Raw genomic sequence first — 25197 nt, 5'->3', positions numbered from 1 at the left:
TCTGGTTACATTCACTTTGCCACAGCCGACGGCCCAGACCGCTCAACCGGATACGATCTTCGGCTGTGCCGACAGACTTCGAAATCCTGGTGATCGGCGCTGGTCAGGCCGGACTGTCGGCTGGGTATCACCTCCAGCGCCTCGGGCTACGCCCCGAACAGGACTTTCTCATCGTGGACCATGCACCCGGCCCCGGCGGCGCCTGGCAGTTCCGCTGGCCTTCGCTCACCCTGACCACGGTCAATCGGGTGCACGACCTCCCGGGCATGTCGTTCGCGGAAACATTGCCGCCGGGCTCGGAGTCGGCACCCGCCGCGACCGCGGTGCCGCACTACTACGAGCTCTACGAGAAGCGCTTCGACCTGCGGGTGCGCAGGCAGGTCTCGGTCACCGTGGTCTGCGACCGGACCGAGGACGGTAGCCCGGCCGAGCACGGGCCGATCCTCAATGCCGAGACCGACGCGGCGGGCACGATCCGGGTGCGCGGCCTGATCAATGGGACCGGCACCTGGGAACACCCCTTCATCCCCCGCTATCGCGGCGCGGAGACCTTCGCCGGACGACAGCTGCACACCCACGACTACCGCGCCGCGGCGGAGTTCGCGGGCAAGCATGTGGTGGTGGTCGGCGGCGGCGTCTCGGCGGTGCAGTTGCTGGACGAGATCTCCCAGGTCACCTCGACCACCTGGGTGACGAGGACCGAACCGATCTTCCGCGACGACTCCTTCGGACCCGAGGACGGACGCGCGGCGGTGGCGAAGGTGGAAGACCGGGTGCGCCGGGGCCTGCCTCCCGGGTCGGTGGTCTCGGTGACCGGGCTGCGGCTCGACGATCGTCTGCGGGCCGCCAAGGCACGCGGCGCGCTGCACCGGCTGCCGATGTTCGACCACATCGAACCGGACGGCGTGCGCTGGGCCGACGGTTCGTTCCAGCACGCGCAGGTGATCCTGTGGGCCACCGGATTCCGCAGCGCACTGGACCATTTGGCGCCGCTGCGACTACGCGGGCCCGGCGGCGGCATCACCATGACCGGGCGACTCGCCACCCAGGTGGCGGCGGATCCGCGCATCCATCTGATCGGTTACGGACCGTCCGCGAGCACGATCGGCGCGAACCGCGCCGGGCGCGCGGCGGCCACGGAGCTCACCCGATATCTGAACGCGCAGTGACCCTCAGTCGTCCAGGCCCATGGTGAGCGTCTCCGGGTCGCCGCCGATGCGGGAGCCGGTGTCCAGCGCGTTGATCGCGTCCATCTGATCGCGGGACAGTTCGAAGCTGAACACGTCGAAGTTCTCCGCGATCCGCGACGGGGTGACCGACTTCGGGATGACGATATTGCCGAGTTGCAGGTGCCAGCGGATGATCACCTGGGCGGGCGTGCGGCCGACCGCGGCGGCGACCGAGGTGATGGTCTGGTCGTCGAGCAGCGTGCCCTGGCCGAGCGGGCTCCACGCCTCGGTGGCGATGGCGTGACCGGCGTGGAACTCGCGTAGCTCGCGCTGCGCGAGCCGCGGATGTAGCTCGATCTGGTTCACCGCGGGGATCTCACCGGTCTCGCCGATGACCCGTTCCAGGTGCGCGGGGTTGAAGTTGGAGACGCCGATCGACTTGACCCGGCCCTGGGTCTTGAGCGCCTGCAGCGCGCGGAAGGTGTCCACGTAGCGGTCGGCCTTGGGCACCGGCCAGTGGATCAGGTAGAGGTCGAGATAGTCGAGGCCGAGCCGCTGCATGCTGGCGTCGAACGCGCGCAGCGTGGAGTCGAAGCCCTGCTCGGAGTTCCAAACCTTGGTGGTGACATAGATCTCGTCGCGCGGCAGCCCGAAATCGCGGATCGCGCGACCGGTCCCCTCCTCATTGCCGTAGACCGCCGCGGTGTCGATACTGCGGTAGCCGACCTCCAGCGCGGTGGTGACCACCGAGGTCACCTCGTCCTCGGGCACCTGGAACACACCGAAGCCGAGTTGCGGGATCACGTTCCCGTCGTTGAGGACGATCGAGGGGACGGCGGAGGTCTCGCTTCTGAAGGTCACCCTGCGACGGTAGAAGTGTGGCGGCGAGCCGTCAACGCTGCCCCGTGGCGTGTTGGCCCCCGGTTTACCGTTCGACCTGCACTTTCGCACCGCCCGACAGTGATGGTGATGACTCGATCGGCGGTCCGCCGAGCTTTTGGCAGCGGTCGCGCCGGCGGGTGCGGACAGCGCGGATCTAGCCGTCCGCCGGATGGTCGACGGTGCCAGGCAGACCGAGCCTGCGGTAACGCTGCTTGCGGAGCGCGCGGAGTTCGGCGGCGGGTCGGTCGCGCAGCAGGGCGAGCTCGTCGGCGATGGCGGCGACCATGCGGCGGGCGAAGTCGACCGGTTCGTCGGCGGCGTCGGGGAATTCGGGGACGATGCGGTCGACGACACCATCCGCCCTCAGGTCGGTGGCGCGGATGCGCTGGGACTGCGCCAGTTCAGCGGCGTGCTCGGTGTCGCGGTAGACGATGGCGCTCGCGCCCTCCGGTGGCAGCGGGGCCAGCCAGGCGTGGGTGGCGGCCAGGACGCGGTCGGCGGGCAGCAGGGCCAGCGCGCCGCCACCGGTGCCCTGACCGAGCAGCACCGAGATGGTCGGGGTGTCCAATGTCACCAAATCCGCGATGCAGCGGGCGATTTCGGGGGCCAATCCGCGCTCCTCCGCCTCCTTGGACAAGGCGGCCCCCACCGTGTCGATGACCAGAACCAGAGGCAGGCGCAACTCCTCAGCAAGCGCCATGCTGCGGCGCGCCTCGCGCAGCGCGGCGGGCCCCATCGGGTACCCGTCCTGCTGCCCGGAACGGTCGTGGCCGAACACCACACACGGCTGGCCGCGCAGGCGCGCCAGCGCGTGCACCACGGTTCGATCGGACTCACCCTGCCCGGTTCCACTGAGCGGAACCCGTTGCGTCACATGACGTAGCAAGTCGCGAATGCCGGGCCGATCCGGGCGTCGGGAAATCTCCACGGATTCCCACGCCGAAACCGGGTCGGCTGCCACGCTTCGGTCCAGGGCCGGATCTTGTTCACCCACAGTCGAATCCGGCACCGGGACGCCGCTGAATACGCTGAGTGCGCGATGCGCGATGCGCCGGAAAACGCGGACCGTGACGGCGCCGTCGATGACACCGCGACGGTAGAGGTTCTCGGCGGTCTGCACGCCCTCGGGAAAGGGCTCGCCGTACAGGGCCTGGTACACGCGCGGGCCGAGGAAGCCGATCAAGGCTCCGGGTTCGGCAAAAGTCATGTGCCCCAACGAACCCCACGACGCGAACACACCGCCCATGGTGGGGTTGCGCAGATAGACCAGGTAGGGATGGCCCGCGCTCTTGTGCGCGGCGACGGCACCGGCGATCTTCACCATCTGCACGAAGGCGACGGTGCCCTCCTGCATCCGGGTGCCGCCGGAGGTCGGCGAAGCGACCAGGGGCAGCCCGAGATCGGTGGCGCGCTCGACCGCCGAGACGATCCGTTCCGCCGCGGCGACGCCGATCGAGCCCGCCAAAAAGCCGAACTCGCAGGCGATTACGGCCACTCTGCGGCCGCGCAACAGCCCCTCGCCGGTGAGCACCGATTCATCGGTGCCCGCCGCGACCGCCGCCGTGCGTAACGCCTCGCGGTACCGCGGGGTCGCGGCCACCGTGATCGGTGACCGGTCCCAGCTGACATACGAGTCGGTGTCGAGCAGTTGCCCGAGCAGCTCGCGCGCCGAAATCTTCACCGAGGGAGCTTATCCACTCGGTAACCGGCGGGCGGGACGCTGACCGCGAACGGTCAGTAGCCCTGCATCACCTTGCGCAGGGCGTACTCGGTGAGCGCGACCAACGCCTGCTTGGCCGGCTCGCGACGCCGAGCGTCGATGGACAGGATCGGCACGTCCGCAGGCACCGCGAGCGCCTGCCGGATGTCCTCGATCGGGTATCGCGGCGCGTCGTCGAATTCGTTGAGCGCCACCAGGAACGGTAGGCCGCGCGCTTCGAAGTAGTCGACAGCCGCGAAGCTGTCCTCCAGTCTGCGGGTGTCGACGAGCACCACGGCGCCGATGGCGCCGCGGATGAGGTCGTCCCACATGAACCAGAATCGGTACTGGCCCGGCGTACCGAAGAGGTACAGCACCAGATCGTCGGCGAGGCTGATCCGGCCGAAGTCCATCGCCACCGTGGTGGTCGACTTCATCGGAATGCCGGTCAAATTGTCGATTCCGGTACTGGCATTGGTCACCAATGCCTCGGTGCGCAGCGGAACGATCTCCGAGACAGCACCGACCATCGTGGTCTTTCCGACACCGAAGCCACCCGCGACGACGATCTTCGCCGACGTCGGCTTGCTGGTGCGGGTGTCGACCTGCGCCGTCGAATCAAATACGCCGGAGTCCACTGAGAACCCTTTCGATCAGCTCGCGACGTTCATCGTCGCTGGAATCGTCTTTCAAAGTCGCCGAAACGCGTACATGCCCGGCCTCGATCAGGTCGGCGACCAGCACGCGTGCCACCCCGATGGGGATACCAAGTCGGGCTGCTACCTCGGCAACGGACGGCGATTCTCTGCACAACTCCACGATTGACGTCTCGATGTTGGTCAGTTCGAACTGCCGCTCCAGGGCGACCGGATGCGATGCGACGAGAGCCTCCAACGCCAACTCGACCGCGGGCCTCGTTCGGCCTGCGGTCAACGAGTATGGGCGGACGAGACTGGGCTCGGCGCTCCCCAAGCGGTGATCTTCTATGTCCATCCCACCATCAGGAACCCATCGTGACGCGTGGCGTGGCCTGAACTGTCTGGCCAACCCGCTCGACCAACAACGCCATCTCGTAACCGACCTGACCGATGTCGCACGACGTGTTGGTCAGCACGGCAAGGTACGAGCCGTCGCCGACCGCCATGAGTAGCAGGTAGCCGTGCTCCATCTCGACGACGGACTGCAGCACGGTGCCGCCCTCGAACAGGTTCGAGACACCGACCGAGAGGCTGGCCAGTCCGGCGGTGACGGCCGAGAGCTGCTCGGCACGGTCGACGGGCAGCTGCGCGCTCGCGGCCATGAGTAGGCCGTCAGCCGAGACCAGGACGGCATGGGCTACGCCAGGAACCTCGTTGGCGAAGTTCGAAACCAGCCAATCCAGCTGACGATTCGTACCACCTAGATCGGGGTTCATCGGTCTCCTTTATCTCCGGTTAAGTTCATTGCTCTCATTGCGCGGCCATCCCGGACGCCCTGCTGATGACGACTCAAGCTGGACCTGATCGTTTCTGGATCACGGCTCGGTGCCCGTTCCACCGCACCGTTGACGGCGCCCGGGACCAGCCTTCCGCCCGGATTGCGTTGCGGCAACCCAGCCGCCGTCCTCGTCTCGGATTGTGCCTCGCTGGCCCGGCGAGCCGCCTGCCAACCTTCGTCACCCGGTGACTCGAAGGACGCGGCCACTTGGGACCTGTCCATATTCGGGTCTGAGAGCCACGCCGACATCATTTCCGCGAAAATCGGTGTTCCGCCCATGACGGAGTCGCCGCTTTCGACCGCGGGCTGGAGCCTGGTCTGGAAGAACGACGCCGTCCTGGACGGGTTGGCCCGGTAGCTGTGCCTACCCGGGTCGGCGCCGGCGGCTTCGGTGTCCTTCGGCTGCTCGTCGCTGCCGGGCAGCGTACCGCGTCCCCGCTGCGAAAGACCAAGTCCCGGCGTGGAATCCCGCTGGGGCAGACCGTCGCCCGGTTCCCGCTGCGGCAGATTCGGCGGCACCTGGCTGCCCGGCTGCCGCTGCGGCAGCCCGGTCGGCGTCGCGTCGCGCTGCGGCAGACCCGACGCCGCCGCGTGGCGCTGGGGCAGACCACCGGCGCCGGGATCCCGCTGGGGCAGACTCGAATCCCGCTGTGGCAAACCACTGGCACCCGGATCACGCTGCGGCAGACCGCCGGAGGCGGTGTCCCGCAGCGGGAGCCCACCGGCGTTCGGATCGCGTTGCGGCAGAATCGAATCTCGCTGCGGCAAGCCACCGGCACTCGGGTCGCGCTGCGGCAGACCACCAGCGGTCGGGTCGCGCTGCGGCAAACCGCCGGACGCGGACTCCCGCTGCGGTAGACCGTTCTCGCCGCGCTGGCGCTGGGGCAGACCACCGGCGCCCGGTTCACGCTGCGGCAGACCACCGGCACTCGGGTCGCGCTGCGGCAGACCGCTCGCGTTCGGCTCCCGCTGCGGCAGACCACCCGCATTGGGGTCCCGCTGCGGCAAGCCGCCCGCACTCGGATCACGCTGTGGCAGACCGCTCGCGTTCGGCTCCCGCTGCGGCAGACCGTTCTCGCCGCGCTGCCGCTGCGGCAGACCACCGGCGCCCGGTTCACGCTGCGGCAGACCACCGGAGGCGGTGTCCCGCTGCGGCAAACCACCGGCACTCGGATCACGCTGCGGCAGACCACCCGCATTGGGATCCCGCGGTGGCATCCCGTTCTCGCCACGCTGCCGCTGCGGCAGGCCACTGGGTGGCTGGGCGAGGCCGCTGATGCTCGGCTGCGGCACGCCGTTGGTGCCCGGCTGCCGCTGCGGCAGGTCACCGGAGTTCGCGTCCCGCGGCGGCAGACCCGTCACGGTCGGCTCGGCGGGCGCGCCCGGCTGCCGTGGCGGCGGACCGCCGGGCGCGAGGCTGCGCTTGGGTAGGTTCGCGGCGGCGAGCTTGCCGCGCTGCGGTCCGCTCGACTGCTGGCCCGGTGCGGGTCGCAGCGTCGGGCTGGCCTGCTGCGCGTTCGATTGCAGCCCGGACGCCATGGTGTTGCCCGGCTGCCGCTGTGGCAATCCGCCGCCTGCCGGAACCGGCCCGCTCGGATTCGCATTCGGCTTGCTGATCGGAATCGGCCCGCTCACACCCGGATCGACGGTGACCATGACGTTGCCGCCTGGGGTCCGGGTGATCGCCCGCATCTGCATCGAGGACGGGGCGGACGGCCGCGGCCGCTCGGGGGCCTGCGGGGACGGGGTGACCGGCTGGGCCGTGATCGGCTTGCCCGCCACGATCAGATTGCCCGGCACGTGCACGGTCACCGTGACGCCGGGATCGCGCGCGGTGTCGAAGGTCGGGCGCAGTCGCACGGTGAGACCGTGCCGCTCGGCCAGCCTGCCGACCACGAACAGACCCATGTGCCGCGCGGTGTCGGGGCCGGGCTCCGCGGTCTGCTCCAGTCGCCGGTTGATGTCGGCCATCTCACTGGGCGGCATACCGATGCCTCGGTCGGCCACCTCGATGAGCATGCCCTGATCGTGCGCCTGCGCGAAGGTGAACTTCACGTCGGTCTCCGGCGGGGAGGCGCGCAGCGCGTTGTCGAGCAGCTCGGCGAACAGGTGCGCCATGTCGGAGGCGGCGGGCTCGACCAGCGAACCACGCGGTGTGGCACCCAGTTTCACCCGCTCGTAGTCCTCGACCTCGGAGATCGCGGCGCGCAGCACGTCGGCGATCTCGACCGGGGCGGACTTGGCGCGGCGCTGCCTGGTGCCGGCGAGGATGAGCAGGTTGTCGCCGTTACGGCGCATGCGAGCGGCGAGATGGTCCAGCCGGAACAGGTTTTCCAGCAGGCGCGGGTCCTTCTCGTCGTACTCCATCGCCTCGATCAGGCTGAGCTGATGGTCGACCAGCGACTTGGACCGCCGGGCCAGCGTCTCGAACATGTCGTTGACCTGAGAACGCATCTGCGCCTGGTCGCTCGCGAGACGCAGAGCCTGCCCGTGGATGTCGTCGACGGCACGGGCCAGCTGGCCGATCTCCTCGGTGCTGCGCACCGGCATCGGTTCCAGCGGCACCTCCTCCGGCGACGCGCCGTTACGGAGCTGGGCCACCTCGTGCGGCAGGTCGCTCTCGGCGACGCGCAGCGCCGCGAGGCGAAGTCGGTGCAGCGGAACGATCATCGAGCGCGCGACGAACACGGCGAGCAACAGCGCGGCGAGGATGGTCGCGACGACGACGCCGGTGTAGGTCCACGCGTCCCGCTGGGCGGTGGACACCAGCGCGTTCATCGCGCTGTCGATGTCCTTGGTCGCCCTGGTCACCACGAGTTCGTAGACCGCGAGACTGTCGGTCAGCGACTTCTTCAGTTCGCCGACCGGAATCCGGCCGGCCTGGGCCTCCGGGCTGTTCAGCAGCGTGACGCGAGTGTCGATGCCCGCGCGGAGATCGGCGATCGAGGTGTCACCGTCGGAGAACCGGTGCGACAGCACGCCGAGCAGCGAGCGCTCGGTGTTGGCCGCGGTGAGGAAGCCAGGTGTGCCCGCCTTCGGGTCCTTCAATACTGCTGGGAACGCCGCGACCTCACCGACCAGCGTGGCTCGGGTGTTGAGCGAATCGACCAGACGGAGCTTGGCCGTATCCACCGCGGTGTCGCTGACCTGGCCGACCGTCGTCTCGACGATCCGCACGCTGTCGTTGCGCACCCGGTCGATCAGCGCGATGGCGTCCTCGCTCGACCCGGTGTTCACCGCTTTGCCTTGCTGGCGAACGGCTTTTGCCTGGTTGAGCATGCTGTCCAGCGCCGCGCGGGCGCCGGCGACACCGCTGAGCCTGTCGGCTGCCTTCTCCGCGTTGGCGATCGCCTTGTCGAGATCGGCGAGGTTCTGATCCGTCACCACGGACACGTTCGGCGCGACGGCGATCATCTGCGAACCGACGGTCGTTGCCGTCTGCGCGCTCAGCGCCGTGACCGCGGGGATTGCCCCCACGTTCTCGGCGACATCGGCGAGCCGACCCGAGTTGGTGAACTCCGATGAAATCCTGGACACGCCAAGGCCTACCGCGACCGCCAGCGGGACGGCCAGCACCGCCGTCACCTTCCAGCGCAGGTCCCAGTTGCCGAGCGCCCAGCGCCTTCTGCCGGACCTAGCGGCCTCACGCATCTCCCACTCACTTTCCAAACTGGCCCCAACCACGCGCCATCAGCGAACCTCCACACGCATACTGGCTCGACAGGCGGAGCTGGCCGAGAACTGCGGCTGGCCGAGAAATTGCGTCTACGACGGCCCAAATAAGTGACATCAGATTCTAACGGATCAATAACTTCTTGGGTGACTCCGAGTAAGCATGCGATCCTTGACCTGCCCGTTCCAGGCAAAACCAATGGTCACAACACCCACCCGGGCGTCGCGTGAAGTCTGCCACAATCAACCAGATCTATCGAGGCGGGCATCGAGGCGAGGCTAGGGAGTCACGGGTTTGAACGTGCGGCACGAGTACCGACCGGTCTATCAGACCAGCTTGGTCGACCCCGCCGAGTTCTGGGCCGGGGCGGCTGACGCGATCGATTGGGAGGTTCCGCCGACCCACATTGTGGACACCGCCACTCGTCCAGTGGCCAGGTGGTTCACCGACGCTCGCCTCAACACCTCCTTCAACGCCCTCGACCGGCATGTGCACGGTGGCGTCGCGGCGGAGGGGGGCCTAGCGGATCAGCCCGCCTTAATATACGACTCCGCTATGACCGGCGCCAGAGGCGTTTTCACCTACGCGGAGCTGCTGGAAGAGGTAGCCAGATTCGCAGGCGCAATGAGCAGGCTCGGCGTCGTCGCGGGCGATCGCGTCGTCATCTACCTGCCGATGATCCCCGAGGCCGTCATCGCCATGCTGGCCTGCGCGCGGATCGGCGCGGTGCACTCGGTGGTGTTCGGCGGCTTCGCCGCACCGGAGCTCGCCGCGCGCATCGATGACGCGAAGCCCGTGTTGATCATCACAGCATCCGGCGGCCTGGAACCGGGCAAACAGCTCGAATACCCCCCGATTGTGTTGCAGGCGTTGGATCTAGCCGAGACCACCGCGCCGCGCACCGTGATTGTGAAGCAGCGCCCGCAGTTCCCGACCATTCACTTCTCCGCGCCGCAGGCCGCGACCGAATCACTGCCGAGCTCGTCGCAGACCATCGCGGCGCAGTGGCTCGATTGGGACGACGCTGTCCGAGGTGCGCCACTGGCCGAGCCGGTTCCGGTCGCCGCGACCGACCCGCTCTACATCCTCTACACCTCGGGTACCACCGGGAAACCCAAAGGCGTGGTGCGCGACAACGGCGGTCACGCGGTCGCCCTCGCCTGGTCCATGCGCAATATCTACGACGTAGGCCCCGGCCAGGTGATGTGGACGGCCTCCGACGTCGGCTGGGTCGTCGGGCACTCCTACATCGTCTACGCGCCACTACTGGTCGGCGCGACCACGCTGCTCTACGAAGGCAAGCCGATCGGCACCCCGGACGCGGGCGCGTACTGGCGGGTGATCGCCGAACACAATGTTCGCGTGCTGTTCACGGCGCCGACCGCGCTGCGCGCCATCCGCAAGGCCGACCCGGACGCCGCGCTCGCGCACAACCACGACCTCTCCTCGCTGCGCGCGCTGTTCTGCGCGGGCGAGCGACTAGATCCGGCCACCTACGCCTGGGCCGACGAGATACTGCTCGCCGACCGCACGGACTGCCCCGTCGTCGACCACTGGTGGCAGACCGAGACCGGCTGGCCGATCTGCGCGAACCCGCTCGGGCTGCAACAACTTCCGATCAAGGCGGGTTCGGCGTCGGTGCCGGTGCCCGGGTATCGCCTGCGGGTGCTCGACTCCGAGGGCAACCCGGTGCCGCCGAATACGGAGGGCAACATCGTGATCGGGCTGCCGCTGCCGCCCGGCACCCTGACCGGGCTGTGGCACGACGACGAGCGCTACAAGCGTTCGTACCTGTCCGCCTACCCCGGCCACTACCTCACCGGTGACTCCGGTTACTTCGACGAGGACGGCTACCTCTACGTGCTCGGCCGCAGCGACGATGTGATCAATATGGCAGGGCACCGGTTGTCGGCGGGCAGCATCGAGGCGGCCATCGCCGGCCACGAGGCGGTCGCCGAGTGCGCGGTGATCGGGCTGCCCGACGAGCTCAAGGGGCACCGGCCGCTGGCGTACGTGGTGCTCAAGTCGGGAGTCGAGGTGGACCCCGCGCAGTTGCGGGACGAGCTGATCGAGCGGGTGCGCAACCAGATCGGCGCGATCGCCACGCTGCACGACGCCGTCATCGTCACCGCGCTGCCGAAGACCAGGTCCGGCAAGATCCTGCGCAAGACGATCCGGCAGATCACCTCCGGTGATCCGTACGAGGTGCCGTCCACCATCGAGGACCCCGCGGTGCTGCAGGCTTTGGAGGACCAGATTCTCGCGGCTCGGCCGCTGTCGCCGCTGCCCGGATTCGGGCCGGACGCGAGTGCCGCGCCTGCGAGGTCGGCGCCCGGCGGCGAGTGACAGACGGACGGTTCCGCGCTGGACGCGTTATCCAGCTGCTCACGAGATCAGTTGTCCTGCTGAATTTTCCGTTCGGTACCGCAGCTCGCCGGTCTCGACTGCTCAGAGATTCCTTAGGAAGCGTTCACACGCGTGCCAGTGCGGCGGCATAGCGTCGAGGGCGCTAATACCCCTCGATATTTGGAGTCACACATGAAGCGTTCCGTTGGCCGCCCCGCTGTCGCCGCATTCGCCGCAGGCGGGCTGGCCACTGTCGCCATGTTCCTCAGCCCGGCCATCGCCTCCGCCGACCCGATGGAGCTCGCCGGCCCGCTGCTCACCTCGGACTGTTCGTTTGCCCAGGTCGACGCCGCGCTGCACGACAAGGCCCCGCAGCTCGCCGCCATGCTCGACGCGAACCCGAAGCAGAAGGCCGAGCTGCAGCGCAAGTTCGATCAGCCGGTCGAGCAGCGCCGCGCCGAACTCCAGCGGGCCATCGACGAGAACCCGGGCGCGGTCCAGGAGGCCCAGAACGACCCGCGGTACGCCCAGCTGCGCGACACCATCCGCACGGTCGCCGATTCTTGCCACAACTACTGACAGGCGCGCATCGCCCACCTGACCGGCTGGACCGATCGGTGACGGCACAATGACTGATGTGACGCCCTCTACTCCGACCGTCCTCGTCGTCGATGACGACGAGGACGTGCTCGCCTCGGTCGAGCGGGGGCTGCGGCTGTCCGGCTTCCATGTGCTGGTCGCCAGGGACGGGGCGCAGGCGCTGCGCAGCGTGAACGAGCACGCGCCGGACGCGATCGTGCTCGATATGAACATGCCGGTGCTCGACGGCGCGGGGGTGGTCACCGCGTTGCGCGCGATGGGCAACGAGGTGCCGATCTGCGTGCTCAGTGCGCGCGCCTCGGTGGACGATCGCATCTCCGGGCTGGAGTCCGGGGCCGACGACTACCTGGTCAAGCCGTTCGTGCTGGCCGAGCTGGTCGCGCGGATCCGGGCACTGCTGCGCAGGCGGACCGACACCCAGGCACCCGCGACGCCGGGCGCGATCACCGTCGGCCCGCTCGAGGTCGATGTCGCCGGGTATCGCGCGCTGCTGAACGGCGATGAAATCGAGCTCACCAAGCGGGAATTCGAGCTGCTGTCCACGCTGGCGCGCAATGTGGGCGTGGTGCTGAGCCGCGAGCGGCTGCTGGAACTGGTGTGGGGCTACGACTTCGCGGCCGACACCAACGTGGTGGACGTTTTCGTCGGCTACCTGCGGCGCAAGCTGGAGGTGGACGGCGCGCCCCGGCTGCTGCACACGATCCGCGGGGTCGGGTTCGTGCTGCGGGCGCCCAAATGACGCAGGTCGTCGCGCCGAAAGCCCGTCGGCGCCGGGCCTTTTCGCTACGCACCAGGGTCGCGGGCGCGGCGGCGGCAGGCGCGGTCGTGATCGTCTCGGTGATCAGCGTGATCAGTATTCACGCGATCGAACGCAACAATGTGCAGCAATCCGATCAGCAGCTCGCGATCGCCGCGCGCATCGTGCTGATCGAACCGGTCATCGCGGTCCGGTTCGTCAGCCTGACGGGTCTGAACAACGACATGGCCGTCACGGTCCGCGACCACGGCAGCGTCACCGCGAGCACGCCGACCCAATTGCCAGATCTGGCACCGGGTTCACGCACCGTCCCGGTCGGTGGCACGCCCTATCGGATCCTGTCGACGACCGAGAATCAGCCTGCGGGGCGGGTGGTTTCGATCGGCATCCCCGCGGCCTCCGCGGCCGCGGCCACCGCCGACCAGCAGCGCTGGGTGCTCGGCGGGGCGTTGTTCGCCATCGCCGCCGCGGCGGCGCTCGGCTGGCTGCTGGCCGGGCGCGCGGTGCGCCCGATCGTGCGGCTCACCCGCCAGGTCGGCGCGCGCAGCGGACTGCCCGATCCGCATAATCCGCCGACCCCGGTGGACGGGTCCGGCGTGCGGGAGGCGGAGAAGCTGGCGGACGCGGTGAATACGATGCTGCAACGGGTGGACCAAGCGCAGTCCGCGACCGCGGCCGCCTTGGAGACCGCGCGCGATTTCGCCGCCGTCTCCGCGCACGAACTGCGCACGCCGCTCACCGCCATGCGCACCGACCTCGAGGTTCTGCGCACCCTGGATCTGGACGAGGCGCAGCGCACCGAGATCCTCGCCGACCTGCAACGCAGTCAGGGCAGGGTGGAGACCACGCTGGCCGCGCTGGAGCGCCTCGCCACCGGCGATCTCACCAACGAACGCGACCACGTCGCCACCGACGTCGGCGACCTGTGTGACCAGGCCGCGCACGACGCCATGCGGCACTTCCCCGGCTTGAAGGTCCGGATCGACAGCGACACCGAGCTGGTCACCCGCGGGCTGCCCGCGGGCCTGCGGCTCGCGGTGGACAACGCGCTGACCAACTCGGTCAAGCACGGGCGGGCCACCGAGGCGCTGGTGTCCGCGCACCGTGCGCCGAACGGGCACATCGTGATCAGCATCGACGACAACGGTCGCGGCATCCCGGTGCACGAGCGGCAGGCCGTGTTCGATCGGTTCTTCCGCGGCAGTCAGGCGAGCAAGGGCGGCTCCGGGCTCGGCCTGGCACTGGTCGCCCAGCAAGCCCAATTACACGGCGGACGCGCCTATTTCGATGATGGGACGCTTGGCGGTATTCGCCTCGTCCTCGACCTGCCCGATCGGACAAGTACCTGAGCGCCGCGGGTCCTTAACGAACTCTCAGAGAAACGCCAGCGGTGGGGTCAAAGGGCGGCTCTATCGTCTGGCTGTGATCGGAAAACGCGCCCGCTGGGCTCTTCTCGCCGTTGCTCTCGTCAGTTCCGGCGCGCTCGGTGCCTGCCTCACCGCGTGCGGCCGATCCGACGACGGGCCCACCGGCATCGCCCTGGTGAACGCCGATACCGGGCCGACGGGTGCGCGGGTCGTCAAGGCGCTGACGGAGGCGGGTGGGTACGAATGGACCGCCGCGCCGCCGGGTGCGGCGAGCACCGACGACTACGCCGCGGTGATCACCCTGCCCGCCGACCTCACCGAATCCATGGGCACCCTGGCCGGCCCCCAGCCGCGCCGGGCCAAGGTCACCGTCGCCACCCATAAGGGTGCCGACACCGACCTGGTGAACGGCGCGGTGTCGGAGGTGACGCACCGGGTCGGCGCGGCAGGCGTCGACGCCGCGCTCGCGGCGGTCGGGCAGGCCCGCAGCCAGATGTCGCAGGTGCAGTTCACCGCACAGTTGCTCAAAGCCGGAGTGAACACGGCCGCTTCCGGCACCGAGCAGTTCAGCGCGGGCGCCGACCAGCTGCTCGGCTTCCTGAGTTTCGCCAAAGAGGGCTCCGCGCAGCTGACTTCGGCCATCGCACTGCTGAACTCGACCGTCGACGGCGCCGCCGAGCAGGCGAACGAGCTTGCCACCGCGCTGGATTCGACCGGCCTCACGATCGCCCAGGTGGAGCAGACGGCGAACACGGTGAACTCCGGCCTGGACCAGATCCTCCCGCTGCTGCGCGCCCTGCCCTTCGCCAACGATCCGGCGCTGGCCGACATCATCGAGAAACTCGAGGCATTACAAGGCATTTCGGGTCAAGCAGGCGCCCAGCTCACCGGCCTCGGCTCGCTGGTCGGCGGCGCGGTCGACCCGAACACCGACCTCGGCACGCTGCTTCGCACCGTGGTCGACCGATTGACCAGTGCCAGTGCGCAATTGACCGAGGGCGCGAAGTTGGCCGAGGGCCTGCCCAAGCTGGCCGACGAGGGCGGCGCCCAATTGGTCAGCGCCATCAGCCAACTCACCGGCGGCGTCACCCAGCTGCAGACCATCGTCAACAACCTGAGCACCCAGACCGACAAAGCCGTCGAGGCCCTCCCCCAACGCAGCTCGGCCCAGCAATCCGCGCTCGCCCTGGCCCTCACCGACCCGGTCGAGATCGTCCGCAACTGAAACGGCAATGGCCCGCGTCCCAGAGACCTGGAACACGGACCACCAACCCAGCCACAACGGAGCGAGTCTTACGAGCGACCCGTTCGCGGCCCGTCTCGCGTCCGAGTGGACGAAGCGCATGCGCCGAAGGCGCGAGTCTCGTCCGCTCGGACGCGAGACAACCGGGGGCCGCGAACACGCCGCGGCCACGCGGCAGATTAACTAGCGTCCAGCAAATCGATGACGAAGACCAGCGTCTTGCCCGCGAGCGGGTGCCCCGCGCCGGTCGGGCCGTAGGCCAGCTCCGGCGGGATGGTGAGCTGGCGGCGGCCGCCGACCTTCATGCCGGGGATGCCGTCCTGCCAGCCCTGGATCAGGCCGCGCAGCGGGAAGTTGATGGATTCGCCGCGGTTCCAGGAGGAGTCGAATTCTTCGCCGGTGTCGAACTCAACGCCGACGTAGTGCACCTCGACGTTGCCGCCGGGCACGGCTTCTTTGCCTTCGCCCTCGATGATGTCCTTGATCACCAGCTCGGCGGGCGCGGGCCCACCCTGGAACTCGATCTCCGGCTTGGTCATTCGGCATATCCCCTTCGGTGGGTGATGGTGGTGATGGTGGAACTAACGGTTGGTGATCTCGCGGTAGTCGCGGGCGCCGTAGCCGGTGTAGATCTGCCGCGGGCGGCCGATCTTCAGTGGCTCGCTGTGCATTTCGCGCCAGTGCGCGATCCAGCCCGGCAGTCGGCCCATCGCGAACAGCACGGTGAACATGCGGGTGGGGAAGCCCATGGCCTTGTAGATGACGCCGGTGTAGAAGTCGACGTTCGGGTACAGGCGACGCTCGACGAAGTAGTCGTCGGTGAGGGCGGCTTCTTCCAGCGCCTGGGCGATCTCGAACAGCTCGTCGTTGCCGAGCTTGTTGAGGATCGCGTCGGCGTGCTTCTTGGCGATGGCGGCGCGTGGGTCGTAGTTGCGGTAGACGCGGTGCCCGAAGCCCATGAGCTTCACGCCGTCTTCCTTGTTCTTGACCTTGCGGATGAACTCCTTGACGTCGCCGCCGTCGGACTTGATGCCGTCGAGCATCTCCAGCACCGCCTGGTTGGCGCCGCCGTGCAGCGGGCCCCACAGCGCGTTGATGCCGCCGGACACCGAGGTGAACAGGTTGGCGTCGGAGGAGCCGACGAGCCGGACCGTCGAGGTGGAGCAGTTCTGCTCGTGGTCGGCGTGCAGGATGAGCAGCATGTCCAGCGCCGCGGCGACCTCGGGGTCGACCTCGTACGGCTCGGCCGGGAAGCCGAAGGTCATCCGCAGGAAGTTCTCCACCAGGCTCAGCGAGTTGTCCGGGTAGAGGAACGGCTGGCCGACCGACTTCTTGTACGAGTAGGCCGCGATGGTGGGCAGCTTGGCCAGCAACCGGATGGTGGACAGCTCGACCTGTTCGGGGTCGCGCGGGTCGAGCGAGTCCTGGTAGTAGGCCGACAGCGCGTTCACCGCGGAGGAGAGCACCGGCATCGGGTGCGCGTTGCGCGGGAAGCCGTCGAAGAAGCGCTTCAGGTCCTCGTGCAGCAGCGTGTGCCTGCGGATCCGGTCGGTGAAGTCCTCCAGCTGCGTCTGCGAGGGCAGCTCGCCGTAGATCAGCAGGTAGCTGACCTCGATGAAGGTGGAAGACGCCGCGAGCTGGTCGATCGGGTAACCGCGGTAGCGCAGGATGCCCGCCTCACCGTCGATGTAGGTGATCGCCGACTTGGTCGGGGCGGTGTTCATGAAGCCCGGGTCGTAGGTGACGTAACCCGTGCTGGCCAGCAGCTTTCCCAGCTCGATTCCGTCGTTGCCTTCGGCGGCCTTGGCGACCGTCATCGGGAACTCCCCGCCGGGGTAGGTAAGCACCGGCTTGGCGTCCTCGTCGACGTTGATGATGTTCTCAGCGGGCACGGAAGGATCCCTCTCAGGCTAGAACCATAGGCATCGTCGCGGTCGGCGCACGATGCACTTGTCTCAACGCTAGACGTTCACCGACGCGGACAACCAGGAGGGTAGTCCTGTGCGACCTCACAAACATCTCATGGCGGTGTGAGGTCCGGAGTACGCGCCGAACAGCGATTGCCAGATATTCGCACGGCTCATGGTGCCACCGTTTCCGCATGTGCGCGGCCTACCCGGTATCGCACGAATGCCGGGAACGCGATCGCGGCGATCACCACGCCGATCACCACGAGAACACCACCACCGGCCGCCGCGACAGCGGTACCCAGACTCGCCGCCGCAAAACCGTGGGCAACATCACCGATTCGAGGCCCACCTGCGACAACCACGATGAACACGCCCTGCAGCCGTCCGCGCATCTCGTCGGTCGCGACCTGCTGCAGCATGGTGACCCGCAGTGCGGCCGAGACCATGTCCACCGCGCCGCCGAAGGCCGAGCAGACCAGCGCGAGCGTCAGCCCGAGGCCGAGGCCGAGGCCGTGCCCGGTGAATCCGACGGCAGCGCCGAAGCCGACCATGGCCAGGCCCCACAGCACGATGCAGACGAGGACGGCCAGGCCTTGGCGCTGGATGCGCGGTATCCAGCCGGAGAACACCCCGCCGAGCACCGCGCCCGCCGACATGGACGCGAACAGCAGCCCGAGCGCGACCCCGCCGGTGGTCGGATCGCCGAAGGTCTCGTGCGCGATCTGCGGGAACAGCGCGCGCGGCATGCCGAACACCATGGCGATCACGTCCACCGCGAACGAGGCGAGCAGGATCCGCTGCGTGGCCAGATACCCGAAACCGTCCAGCACCGTGCGGAATCCGGCCTTGCGCGCGGTGCCGGTCGGCGGCAACGCGGGCAGCTTCCACACCGCCCAGAGTGTGGCGAGCAGGGCGACGGAGTCGATCAGGTAGAGGGTGGACAGTCCGATCACCGGGATCAGCGCGCCCGCCAGCACCGGCCCGGCGATGGCGCCGAACTGCATCACCGTCATGCTGAGCGAATTCGCCGCGGCCAGTTGGTCTTCGGGCAGCAGCCGCGGGATGGCCGCACTGCGCGTCGGCTGGTTCACCGCGTAGAACGCCTGCTGCACCGCGAACAGGCCGAGCACGACCCAGACGTTGTCGATGCCGGAGGCGGCCTGCGCCCAGAACGCGACCGCGGTGAGCCCGGTGCCCGCGTTGGTGATCAGCATCAGCTTGCGCCGGTCCATCACATCCGCGAGCGCGCCGCCCCACAGCCCGAACACGATCAGCGGCACCAGGCCGAACAGCCCGGCCAGGCCGACATACCCTGAGCTGCCGGTGATCTGGAAGATCTGCTGCGGTACCGCGACGATGGACAGCTGCGCACCGATCATGGTGACAATGCCCGAGGTCCACAGACGGCGGAAGTCGGGGTTTCGCAGCGGAGCGGTATCGGCCAGCAATCTCACCGGCGGCAGCGTAGCGACTGGAACCCGACCGGCTCGATACGAGATTTCTCACCGACCGGTCGGGAATAGTTCAGGGTTGTAGTCGCTCGACCGTCATGATGCCGTTATCGATGAGTACCCGAATCCGGTTGTGCAGCCTGCCCCGCCGACCCTGCCAGAACTCCACCTCGTCCGGGCGCAGCAGGAAGCCACCCCAGTGCGGCGGCACCGGAATCTCGTCGACGTTCTCGAAGCGCGCGATCGTCTCGGCCATGGTGCGGTCCAACTCGGCCCGCGACCCGATCGGCTTCGACTGCCGCGAGGCCCACGCGCCGAGCTGCGAGTCGCGCGGCCGGGAGCGCCAGTAGACCTCGGTCGTCTCGGCGGGCACCCGCTCGATCGCGCCGCGCACATGCACCTGCCTGCCGAGCGCGGGCCAGACGAAGGTGGCGGCGGCGAACGGGACGGCCGCGAGCTGGCTGCCCTTGGCCGAGTCGTAGTTCGTGTAAAAAGTCACACCCTCGGGAGAGAGGCCTTTACACAGGACGGTTCTGGCGACCGGTCGCGGCGAGCCGTCGGCCAGCGACACGGTGGCCAGCACCATGGCGTTCGGCTCCGCGACGCCGACCGCGGTCGCCTGCTCGATCCAGTGGCGCAGCAACGGCTCCCAGCCGCCGGCCAGCCATGTTTCGTCCAGATCGACGTCTTCGCCGCTGCCGAACGGGGCGCCGCCGTACTCGGCGCGCATGCCGGCCAGATCGGTGCTCGCCAGGTGATCGGCCGTCTCCTCGCCGCCAAGTGAATTGTCCAGGTCACGCATGGGCCAGACGTTACTCCGGGGTAGCAAGGATCTAAGGTGTTGTTGATCGGCATGTGCTCGGCGAGCCGCGTTATATCCCTCATCGCCGAGGATCAGGCCTGTTCTAGCGAGCTGCGAGCAGTCGCTACGGAGCGCGTCCCGAAGTGCAAGGAGAAGTCCCGACATGACTACCAGCCCCGCGGTGCCTACCGGGCAGACCGCCGTACCCAGCGATTTCGTCAGCGGCCTCGAGGGTGTGGTGGCGTTCACCACCGACATCGCCGAGCCCGACAAGGACGGCGGCGCGCTGCGCTACCGCGGCGTCGACATCGAGCACCTGGTCGAGGGCCAGGTGACCTTCGGTGACGTGTGGGCCTTGCTGGTGGACGGCGAGTTCGGTCGCGGACTGCCGCCCGCCGAACCCTTCCCGCTGCCGGTGCACACCGGCGACGTGCGCGTCGACGTGCAGGCCGGCCTGGCCATGCTCGCCCCGATCTGGGGCTACCAGCCGCTGCTGGACATCGACGACGAGACCGCGCGCGACAACCTGGCGCGCGCCTCGGTGATGGCGCTGTCCTACGTCGCGCAGTCCGCACGCGGCATCTACCAGCCCGCGGTCCCGCAGAAGAAGATCGACGAGTGCAACACGGTCACCGAGCGGTTCATGACCCGCTGGAAGGGCGACCCGGACCCCAAGCACACCGAGGCGATCGACGCCTACTGGGTGTCGGCCGCCGAGCACGGCATGAACGCCTCCACCTTCACCGCGCGCGTGATCGCCTCCACCGGCGCCGATGTCGCGGCCTCGCTGTCCGGCGCGATCGGTGCGATGTCGGGCCCGCTGCACGGCGGCGCGCCCGCCCGCGTGCTGCCGATGATCGAAGAGGTTGAGAAGACCGGTGACGCACGGGCGCTGGTCAAGGGCATCCTGGACCGCAAGGAGAAGCTGATGGGCTTCGGACACCGGGTGTACCGGGCCGAAGACCCGCGCGCCCGCGTGCTGCGCGCCACCGCGAAGCGGCTCGCCGCGCCGCGCTACGAGGTGGCCGCCGCGCTGGAGCAGGCCGCGCTGGCCGAGCTGCGTGAGCGCCGGCCGGACCGGGCGATCGAGACCAACGTGGAGTTCTGGGCCGCGGTGATCCTCGACTTCGCCGAGGTGCCCGCGCACATGATGCCCGCCATGTTCACCTGTGGCCGGACCGCGGGCTGGTGCGCGCACATCCTCGAGCAGAAGCAGCTCGGCAAGCTGGTGCGCCCGGCGGCCATCTACACCGGACCGGCTCCGCGGCAGCCTGCCGACGTCGCGGGCTGGGCGAGCATCCAGCACGCCTAGCAATAGCTGAACAGCATCATTCGCGAGCCGAATGTCCTGCACCATCAGGACATTCGGCTCGCGTAGCATCCGGGTCCGGACGGACGGAGGAGGGCAGTGGTGCAGGAACGAGGACTGTCGCGGCGGCGGATGTTCGGCGTCGGCGCCGCGCTGGCCGCCGGCTTCGCCGCCACCGGATGCGCTACCGCGCACAGCGATACCGCGGCCGCGGCACCGAGTTCGACCCGCGCCCGGACCTCGATCGGCGACGCCGCCGTGGCGTCCGAGACCGCACCGCCGCCGGACAACTCGCCCGCGGCGGTGGCCGCCAGGCACGCCACCGACCAGCCGCAGCGGTGGGGCGTGCAAATGCCGGGCATCACGAGCACTTTCGCGGCCACCCGCAAGCAGCTGGCCCTGACCTTCGACGCGTGCGGCGGGCCGGGCAACAACGACATCGACGACTCGCTCATCAACTTCCTGGTCACCCAGCAGATTCCGGCCACGCTGTTCCTGAACAAGCGCTGGATCGACGCCAACCCGGTGCGGGCAGGCCAACTGGCCGTGAACCCGCTGTTCGAGCTGGCCAATCACGGCGTCGCGCACAAGCCGCTTTCGGTGAACGGCCGCGCCGCCTACGGCATCGCGGGCACCGGCTCGGCGCAGGAGGCGGCCGACGAGGTCTGGGCCAACCACGAGCGGCTGACCGGATTGGTCGGCAAGCCGCCCCGCTTCTTTCGCGCGGGCACCGCGCACTACGACGACGTCGCGGTCGCCATCGTGCACGAATTGGGCGAAACCCCGGTCGGTTTCAGCATCAACGCCGACTACGGTGCCACCGCGAGCGCCGCCAAGGTCCGCGCCGCGATGAACGCCGCTGCGCCGGGGGCGATCTCGCTCGCCCACATGCACCGCCCGCAGTCCGGCACCGGCGCGGGCATGATCGCCGTCCTGCCCACACTGCGCGACATGGGGTTCACCTTCGTCCACCTGTGAGCCGCAAGGTCCACCTGTGAGCCGCAAGCTTTTCGCCGCAGCGCACCTAACCGTCGAGGCGCGCGTTATGGGCGATCGGGTCAGTCCTCGCCGAGGGAGGCGGGCCAATCCACGGCGACGGACTCGCCGTGGTCGACGGTGAAGAAGGCGACCTCCAGGTGCTGGCCGAGATCCACCAGGCCGATCGCGGCCAAGGGAACCGGCTGGACGAGGCGGACCAGCCACGGCGTCGGCTCGTCCCACGCACGCAGCTCCAGGTCGAGGCGCAGCACCGGGTCTTCGCGACCGACGTAGTCCGCCGCGACCGGGGCCGCGGCGAGCACCGTCGCGTCGGCGCGGCGGCCGTCGGCGAGAATCTTCGACACGCTGACCCGGCCGGTCTCCGCGCAATCGGACACGTACAGCACCAACCGGTCCCGGTCGCCCGGGTCGACCCGGCAGCACACGACATCGCCCGACTGCATCCACTCCAGGTTCGCCGCCGACACCCGCTGCCGCACCCTGGCCTCGTATGGCGCCACGCCGTCGACCTCGACCCGTACCCAGAACTCCTGACACAGCGACGCCTCGCTCGCGTCGTGCGCGCCCGCGACCGCTTTGTTGCTCGGCCGCACGCCGAGAATTGTTGCCGAACCGAGGGTGCCGTGTAGCAGCAACTCGCGGCGCGCCCCGTCGGACAGTTCGCCGATGCGCATACCGAAGGTCAGTGGTCGTCGACCGAGCAATCGCCACCCCGAGTTAGCCGGCGCCATGTTCATGGGCGCAAAGGTTAGCTGGAGTGTGGTGCGCGACACAGCAATACCACCGCAACCGGAGTGGACCGTGACAATTCCGGCGTCGGCCGCCCGCGCGGGCGCCGGTGGCGGAGGGCACAGCTGCCGACCCGCACGAACCGAGCTGGTCCGACACGCTTTACCCTGTTCGGCATGACCACTGCGTTCCCGACGATTCCCGACGACCTCAAGCCCGCCGACGGACGGTTCGGCTGTGGCCCCTCCAAGGTGCGACCGGAGCAGTTGCAGTCCCTGGTGACGGTCGGCGCCTCGGTGTTCGGAACAAGTCACCGGCAGAAGCCGGTGAAAGATGTGGTCGCGCGGGTGCGCTCGGGCCTACGCGAACTGTTCGGGCTGCCTGACGGTTACGAGGTGGTGCTCGGTAACGGTGGCACGACGGCGTTCTGGGATGCCGCGGCCTTCGGCCTGATCCGCGAGCGTTCGCTGCACCTGACCAACGGTGAGTTCAGCTCGAAGTTCGCCACCGTAGCCAAGGGCAACCCGTTCATCGGCGACCCGATCGTCATCTCGGCCGAGCCGGGCAGCGCGCCGGAGCCGGTGTCGGATCCCTCGGCCGACCTGATCGGCTGGGCACACAACGAAACCTCCACCGGTGTCGCCATTCCGGTGCAGCGCCCGGCGGGCTCGGAGCACGCGCTGATCGCCATCGACGCCACCTCGGGCGCGGGCGGCCTGCCGGTGAACATCACCGACGCCGACGTCTACTACTTCGCGCCGCAGAAGTGCTTCGCCGCCGACGGTGGTCTGTGGGTCGCGCTGATGAGCCCGGCCGCGCTGGCCAGGGTCGAGGAGATCAAGGCGACCGGCCGGTGGACCCCGGAGTTCCTCTCGCTGCCGATCGCGATCGACAACAGCACCAAGGACCAGACCTACAACACCCCGGCGCTGGCCACCCTGCTGCTGTTCGCCGACCAGATCGAGTGGCTCAACGGCAACGGCGGCCTGGACTGGGCGGTCAAGCGGACGCTGGATTCGTCGTCGCGCCTGTACAACTGGGCCGAGTCCAGCGAGTACGCCACGCCGTACGTCACCGATCCGGCGCACCGCTCGCAGGTGGTCGGCACCATCGACTTCGCCGACTCGGTCGACGCGGCCGCGGTGGCGAAGGTACTGCGTGCCAATGGAATCGTGGACACCGAGCCGTACCGCAAGCTGGGCCGTAACCAGCTGCGCGTCGGCATGTTCCCGGCCATCGACCCGGAAGACATCAGCCAGTTGACCCGTAGCATCGACTGGGTCGTGCAGAATCTGGGCTGACGACAGCCGAATCCGAGCGCGACACGCCACAATCGACACGCCGCTTCAGGTGGTGCGCTAAGTCGAACAGAGCAGATTAGCGGGGTGCGGGAGTCTGCACAGAGATTTCCGCCCCGCGTGTCTCGCCCCATGGATCCCAGAAGTGCACTACTGTTTCGGAAAGTGGGCGGTGTCGCGAGTCGACGCGGTAAGGAGGTAACGGTGCGTGAACTTCGAGTGATCGGGGTGACGCCCGACTCCACGCACATCGTGTGTATCGACACCGAGTCCGGAGCGAAGTACCGGCTTCCCGCCGACGACAAGCTACGAGCCGCAGCACGCGGAGACCTTGCCCGATTCGGCCAGATAGAGATCGAAATGGAAGCAACTATGCGTCCTCGCGATATCCAGGCTCGAATCCGGGCCGGCGCCTCCGTCGACCAGGTCACCGAAGAATCCGGCATGCCGGCCAGCCGCGTCGAGCGGTTCGCCTACCCGGTGCTGCTGGAGCGTGCCCGCGCTGCCGAACTCGCGCAGAAGGCGCATCCCGTCCGCCCCGACGGCCCCGCCGTGGAGACCCTCATCGATGTCGTCACCGCCGCCTTCACCGAGCGCGGACACAACATCGAAGGCGCCGAATGGGACGCCTGGAAAGACGAAAAAGGCTTCTGGGTCGCGCAGTTGCAGTGGCAGAACGGGCGTTCCGAGATCGCCGCGCACTGGCGCTACCAGCCCGACGCGCACGGCGGCTCGGTCTCCCCGCTCGACGACCCCGCCTCCGACCTGATCGATCCCGACTTCGGCCGAGCGCTACGCGGTCTCGCGACGATCCTGCCCGCCGAGCCCGAGGTGGCCGCGCCCGCGCCGCAGCCCGAGCCGGTGGTCGAGCCACGCCCCACCCCGACGGCGCCGCCCGCGCGCCCCGCCGCCCGGCAGAGCCAGCCCACCCTGGACGAGTACTACGAGCAGCGTGCCGTCGCGGCCGGTGGCAGCAGCACCCCCGCGATCACCGCGGGCGCGACCGCAACCCCCACCGCCGCAACCACGGCCACGCCCGCCGCGGCAAACCCGGCACCCGCGCCCACCACGCCGACGCCGACACCGCCGGCCGAACCCCCTGCGGAGACCGCCCCGCCCGCGCCCGCCGCGTCGACGAAGCCCGCCGCCGAGGAACCGGCCAAGCCCGCGGCCAACGGCAAGACGACGGCCAAGCCCGCACGCACCAAGCGCGGCAAGGCACCCATGCCCTCCTGGGAGGACGTCCTGCTCGGAGTCCGCAGCTCGGGTCACTGAGCGCCTCCCAAGCTGAACGACAAGAAGGCACGCCACCACGGTGGCGTGCCTTCGTCAGCTACCCCGCAGCATTGCGCGCAACCGGATAGCCGGTTTTCCCAGCGTGTTCCGCAGCGGAAGGTCCGTCCGGACGGGCTGGAGGCGAGTAGATTTTTTGGTGTGTTGTCGACGGCGTGCGACGGCGTCGGGTGATTCACCGCAGCGGTGAATTG

Annotated in this window: 21 protein-coding genes; 10 read left to right on the top strand and 11 right to left on the bottom strand. The window is 68.8% G+C overall.

Annotated features, from left to right (window positions below; translation table 11 throughout):
* Positions 1-65 precede the first annotated feature (65 nt).
* Positions 66-1169: an NAD(P)-binding domain-containing protein gene (locus ACIHA7_RS29285; RefSeq protein WP_397294140.1), complete on the top strand. Its 1104-nt coding sequence runs from the start codon at positions 66-68 to the stop codon at positions 1167-1169.
* 3 nt (positions 1170-1172) lie between these two features.
* On the opposite strand, the gene ACIHA7_RS29280 is transcribed toward ACIHA7_RS29285, so the two are convergent.
* The 6 genes from ACIHA7_RS29280 to ACIHA7_RS29255 all read right to left on the bottom strand — a co-directional run bounded on the left by ACIHA7_RS29280 (position 1173) and on the right by ACIHA7_RS29255 (position 8877).
* Complete coding sequence (locus ACIHA7_RS29280) at positions 1173-2030, bottom strand: aldo/keto reductase (protein WP_397294139.1); 858 nt, start codon at positions 2028-2030, stop codon at positions 1173-1175.
* A gap of 175 nt (positions 2031-2205) precedes the next feature.
* On the bottom strand, positions 2206-3732 hold the full coding sequence (locus tag ACIHA7_RS29275) for a carboxyl transferase domain-containing protein (RefSeq protein WP_397294138.1): 1527 nt from the start codon (positions 3730-3732) through the stop codon (positions 2206-2208).
* Positions 3733-3785: 53 nt separating this feature from the next.
* Positions 3786-4388 (bottom strand): ATP/GTP-binding protein, encoded by a 603-nt coding sequence (locus tag ACIHA7_RS29270; RefSeq protein WP_014981574.1) that lies wholly within the window; start codon positions 4386-4388, stop codon positions 3786-3788.
* The gene (locus ACIHA7_RS29265; protein ID WP_040731099.1) at positions 4369-4743 is read right to left on the bottom strand and encodes a DUF742 domain-containing protein; all 375 of its coding nucleotides are present in this window, start codon (positions 4741-4743) and stop codon (positions 4369-4371) included. The genes ACIHA7_RS29270 and ACIHA7_RS29265 overlap by 20 nt, the downstream gene beginning before the upstream one ends.
* A 7-nt stretch (positions 4744-4750) precedes the next feature.
* A complete protein-coding gene (locus ACIHA7_RS29260; protein ID WP_011207200.1) occupies positions 4751-5164 on the bottom strand; it encodes a roadblock/LC7 domain-containing protein in 414 nt (137 codons plus the stop codon).
* Positions 5161-8877, bottom strand: a complete 3717-nt coding sequence (locus ACIHA7_RS29255; protein WP_397294137.1) for an ATP-binding protein — start codon at positions 8875-8877, stop codon at positions 5161-5163. Before ACIHA7_RS29255 ends, ACIHA7_RS29260 begins: the two co-directional genes overlap by 4 nt.
* Before the next feature lie 316 nt (positions 8878-9193).
* On the opposite strand from ACIHA7_RS29255, the gene ACIHA7_RS29250 reads away from it, so the two are divergent.
* From ACIHA7_RS29250 to ACIHA7_RS29230, 5 genes are all read left to right on the top strand, one after another.
* Positions 9194-11245, top strand: a complete 2052-nt coding sequence (locus ACIHA7_RS29250) for an AMP-binding protein (protein ID WP_397294136.1) — start codon at positions 9194-9196, stop codon at positions 11243-11245.
* A gap of 192 nt (positions 11246-11437) precedes the next feature.
* On the top strand, positions 11438-11824 hold the full coding sequence (locus ACIHA7_RS29245) for a hemophore-related protein (protein ID WP_397294135.1): 387 nt from the start codon (positions 11438-11440) through the stop codon (positions 11822-11824).
* Positions 11825-11873: 49 nt separating this feature from the next.
* Positions 11874-12584, top strand: a complete 711-nt coding sequence (locus ACIHA7_RS29240; RefSeq protein ID WP_397294134.1) for a response regulator transcription factor — start codon at positions 11874-11876, stop codon at positions 12582-12584.
* Positions 12581-13951 carry a sensor histidine kinase gene (locus ACIHA7_RS29235; RefSeq protein WP_397294133.1) on the top strand — a complete coding sequence of 457 codons (1371 nt, stop codon included), beginning with the start codon at positions 12581-12583 and terminating at the stop codon, positions 13949-13951. The genes ACIHA7_RS29240 and ACIHA7_RS29235 overlap by 4 nt, the downstream gene beginning before the upstream one ends.
* Positions 13952-14024: 73 nt before the next feature.
* Complete coding sequence (locus ACIHA7_RS29230) at positions 14025-15194, top strand: hypothetical protein (RefSeq protein ID WP_397294132.1); 1170 nt, start codon at positions 14025-14027, stop codon at positions 15192-15194.
* A 197-nt stretch (positions 15195-15391) separates the two neighbouring features.
* Here the strand turns inward: ACIHA7_RS29230 and ACIHA7_RS29225 are convergent, their stop codons facing one another.
* From ACIHA7_RS29225 to pdxH, 4 genes are all read right to left on the bottom strand, one after another.
* Positions 15392-15751, bottom strand: coding sequence for an FKBP-type peptidyl-prolyl cis-trans isomerase (locus tag ACIHA7_RS29225; RefSeq protein WP_397294131.1), 360 nt, complete (start codon positions 15749-15751; stop codon positions 15392-15394).
* 42 nt (positions 15752-15793) lie between these two features.
* On the bottom strand, positions 15794-17104 hold the full coding sequence (locus tag ACIHA7_RS29220) for a citrate synthase (protein WP_397294130.1): 1311 nt from the start codon (positions 17102-17104) through the stop codon (positions 15794-15796).
* 188 nt (positions 17105-17292) lie between these two features.
* Positions 17293-18576 (bottom strand): MFS transporter, encoded by a 1284-nt coding sequence (locus ACIHA7_RS29215; RefSeq protein WP_397294129.1) that lies wholly within the window; start codon positions 18574-18576, stop codon positions 17293-17295.
* Between the two features lie 70 nt (positions 18577-18646).
* A complete protein-coding gene (gene pdxH / locus ACIHA7_RS29210) occupies positions 18647-19375 on the bottom strand; it encodes a pyridoxamine 5'-phosphate oxidase (protein ID WP_397294128.1) in 729 nt (242 codons plus the stop codon).
* A 163-nt stretch (positions 19376-19538) separates the two neighbouring features.
* Here pdxH and ACIHA7_RS29205 point away from each other — a divergent pair, with 163 nt between their 5' ends.
* Positions 19539-20687, top strand: coding sequence for a citrate synthase 2 (locus ACIHA7_RS29205; protein WP_397294127.1), 1149 nt, complete (start codon positions 19539-19541; stop codon positions 20685-20687).
* Positions 20688-20786: 99 nt separating this feature from the next.
* Complete coding sequence (locus ACIHA7_RS29200; protein ID WP_397294126.1) at positions 20787-21662, top strand: polysaccharide deacetylase family protein; 876 nt, start codon at positions 20787-20789, stop codon at positions 21660-21662.
* Positions 21663-21742: 80 nt separating this feature from the next.
* On the opposite strand, the gene ACIHA7_RS29195 is transcribed toward ACIHA7_RS29200, so the two are convergent.
* Positions 21743-22420, bottom strand: coding sequence for a hypothetical protein (locus ACIHA7_RS29195; protein ID WP_397294125.1), 678 nt, complete (start codon positions 22418-22420; stop codon positions 21743-21745).
* Positions 22421-22588: 168 nt separating this feature from the next.
* Here ACIHA7_RS29195 and serC point away from each other — a divergent pair, with 168 nt between their 5' ends.
* Both serC and sepH read left to right on the top strand, forming a co-directional pair.
* Positions 22589-23713: a phosphoserine transaminase gene (gene serC / locus ACIHA7_RS29190; protein WP_397294124.1), complete on the top strand. Its 1125-nt coding sequence runs from the start codon at positions 22589-22591 to the stop codon at positions 23711-23713.
* Positions 23714-23914: 201 nt separating this feature from the next.
* Entirely contained in the window at positions 23915-24985 is a 1071-nt protein-coding gene (gene sepH, locus ACIHA7_RS29185) for a septation protein SepH (RefSeq protein ID WP_397294123.1), read from the top strand.
* Positions 24986-25197 lie beyond the last annotated feature (212 nt).

Origin of the sequence: Nocardia sp. NPDC052316 (assembly GCF_044547795.1) — a bacterium.
GTDB lineage: Bacteria > Actinomycetota > Actinomycetes > Mycobacteriales > Mycobacteriaceae > Nocardia.
This window is presented reverse-complemented; position numbering and strand designations above follow the sequence as displayed.

Bases quoted from the DNA above. Each gene is read 5' to 3' on its own strand.
- ACIHA7_RS29265 (WP_040731099.1), bottom strand. From the start codon at position 4,743: ATGGACATAGAAGATCACCGCTTGGGGAGCGCCGAGCCCAGTCTCGTC.
- ACIHA7_RS29260 (WP_011207200.1), bottom strand. From the start codon at position 5,164: ATGAACCCCGATCTAGGTGGTACGAATCGTCAGCTGGATTGGCTGGTT.
- ACIHA7_RS29255 (WP_397294137.1), bottom strand. From the start codon at position 8,877: ATGCGTGAGGCCGCTAGGTCCGGCAGAAGGCGCTGGGCGCTCGGCAAC.
- ACIHA7_RS29245 (WP_397294135.1), top strand. From the start codon at position 11,438: ATGAAGCGTTCCGTTGGCCGCCCCGCTGTCGCCGCATTCGCCGCAGGC.
- ACIHA7_RS29240 (WP_397294134.1), top strand. From the start codon at position 11,874: ATGACTGATGTGACGCCCTCTACTCCGACCGTCCTCGTCGTCGATGAC.
- ACIHA7_RS29235 (WP_397294133.1), top strand. From the start codon at position 12,581: ATGACGCAGGTCGTCGCGCCGAAAGCCCGTCGGCGCCGGGCCTTTTCG.
- ACIHA7_RS29225 (WP_397294131.1), bottom strand. From the start codon at position 15,751: ATGACCAAGCCGGAGATCGAGTTCCAGGGTGGGCCCGCGCCCGCCGAG.
- pdxH (WP_397294128.1), bottom strand. From the start codon at position 19,375: ATGCGTGACCTGGACAATTCACTTGGCGGCGAGGAGACGGCCGATCAC.
- ACIHA7_RS29205 (WP_397294127.1), top strand. From the start codon at position 19,539: ATGACTACCAGCCCCGCGGTGCCTACCGGGCAGACCGCCGTACCCAGC.
- ACIHA7_RS29195 (WP_397294125.1), bottom strand. From the start codon at position 22,420: ATGAACATGGCGCCGGCTAACTCGGGGTGGCGATTGCTCGGTCGACGA.
- serC (WP_397294124.1), top strand. From the start codon at position 22,589: ATGACCACTGCGTTCCCGACGATTCCCGACGACCTCAAGCCCGCCGAC.